The sequence below is a fragment of the Duganella radicis genome (genome assembly GCF_009720825.1).
GTDB classification, from domain to species: Bacteria; Pseudomonadota; Gammaproteobacteria; order Burkholderiales; family Burkholderiaceae_D; genus Rugamonas; species Rugamonas radicis.
Window position 1 is genome coordinate 1 of sequence record NZ_WNKY01000105.1, and the last position, 1993, is coordinate 1993.

Annotated in this window: 1 protein-coding gene; it reads right to left on the reverse strand. The window is 72.3% G+C overall.

Going from position 1 to position 1993, the window contains the following annotated elements:
* A partial coding sequence (locus GM676_RS31215) for an ATP-binding protein (RefSeq protein WP_155468454.1) occupies window positions 1-1993 on the reverse strand: 1993 nt, incomplete at both ends.

The following is a 1993-nucleotide window of genomic DNA, read 5'->3' on the forward strand; positions in this document are numbered from 1 at the left end:
GCCAGCCGCGCCAGGCGGACCGCCCCCAGGTTTTCCGCCACCGAGCGCAGCGAATGGGCGTGGCGTTCGGCCGCGCCATAGTCCGCCGCCGCCAACGCCGCCCGCAGCCGGACGGCGCAATCGCGCTCGTCGCGCAGGAACATGCTCAGCACCTTGAGCAACAGCGCATCGTTGCCGTTGACGCGGCTGCGCGCGTGCGCCAGGTCCAGTCCGGGCACGCCGTCCGGCAGGGCCGCCGCCGCGCGCGGGTTGCGCGGCGCCGGCGCCGTGTGGGTGGCGGCGGGAAGGTAGCGCGCCAGCACGCGGTGCAGCTCGGCCGGGATCAGGGGCTTGCCGAGATGGTCGTTGAAGCCCTCCTCCTTGCAGCGCCGCCACTCCTCCGGCAAGACGTTGGCGGTCACGGCGACAATCGGCAGCGCGTCGAAACGGCGGTCGGCGCGCAGGCGCAATGCCACGGTGTGGCCGTCGATCTCCGGCATGTGCAAATCCATCAGGACCAGCTGGTAATCATGCGCCGCCTGCAAGCGCTCGATGGCGATCCGGCCGTTGCCGGCCACGTCGACCTCGATGTCGCAGGCGCGCAACATGCCGACCATGATTTCCTGGTTGATGGCGTTGTCCTCGGCCAACAGCACGCGCACGCCGCTGAATTGCGGGACTTGCTGGCGGGCCCCGGCGCCCCGTTCCGGCGCGAACAGCCGCAGCAGGATGTCAAGCAGGCTGCTGCGCGTGACCGGCTTGGCCAGCACCGCGTCGACGCCGGCCGCCAGCGCTTCCTCCGCCGGCGCCTCGGTGGCGCCAGTGGTCAACAGTGCGAAGCGGGGCCGCCCGGCCGCGGCCGGATACAGATGCCGGCCCAGCCCCGGGCCGGGCCGCCGCGCGCCGGCCAGCAGCAGATCGAACGGCGCGCCGGCGTCGCGCACCCGCGCCAGCGCCTCCGCCGGGCTGCCGGCCACCACCGCGGCGATACCGAGATGCTCCAGCGCGCCCCGCAGCGCGGCCCGGGCGGTCGGGTTGTCATCGACCACCAGCACGCGCAGGCCGTCCAGCGCCGCCGGCGGCGGCAGCGCCGGCTGGCCGCAGGCGTGCTCCAGGCTGAGCTCGATCGTGAAGCAGCTGCCGGTCCCCACCTGGCTGTCGACCTTGATGGTTCCGCCCATCAGCTCGATCAGGTTCTTGCAGATGCTGAGGCCCAAGCCGGTACCGCCGAACTTGCGCGTGGAGGAACTGTCGGCCTGGGAAAAGGCCTGGAACAGCCGGCCGCGCACCGCCGGCGGCATGCCGATGCCGGTATCGCGCACACTGAACGCCAGCCGGCTCCAGCCCGGCCCGCGCTCCAGCGCCTGCACCGCCAGCACCACCTCGCCGCGCGCGGTGAACTTGAGCGCGTTGTTGAGCAGATTGATCAGCACCTGCCCCAGCCGCAGCGCGTCGCCGCGCAACTGGCGCGGCACCTCGGCCGGCACCACGAAGTTGCATTCCAGCGGCCGCTCGCCGACGGCGCCGCTGACGGCGGCGACATGGGCCAGCAACTCGTCCAGATCGAAATCGGCAGTCTCGATCTCGACCTTGCCAGCCTCGATCTTGGAGAAGTCGAGAATGCCGCTGACGATGCCCAGCAACGAGGTGCCGGCGCGGTGGATCTTTTGCAACTGCTCGCGCTGGCTGAGCGGCGACTCGGCGTTCAGCGCCAGGTATGACAGGCCGATCACCGCGTTCATCGGCGTGCGGATCTCGTGGCTCATATTGGCCAGGAACATCGACTTGGCCCGGGTCGCCTCCTCGGCGCGGGCGCGGGCCGCCTCGGCCTGCCGGAACAGCAGCGCGTTTTGCAGCGCGGCGCCGAGGTGCGAGGCGATGGTCTCCAGCAGGCGCTGATCGCTGGCGCGGTAGGCCGGCGCCGGCGCGCCGCGGCCCACCGTCAGCGCCCCCTGGACCGCGCCGTTGGCGATGATGGGCACGCACAGCCCGGCCGCCGTCAGCTCGCCCTGCC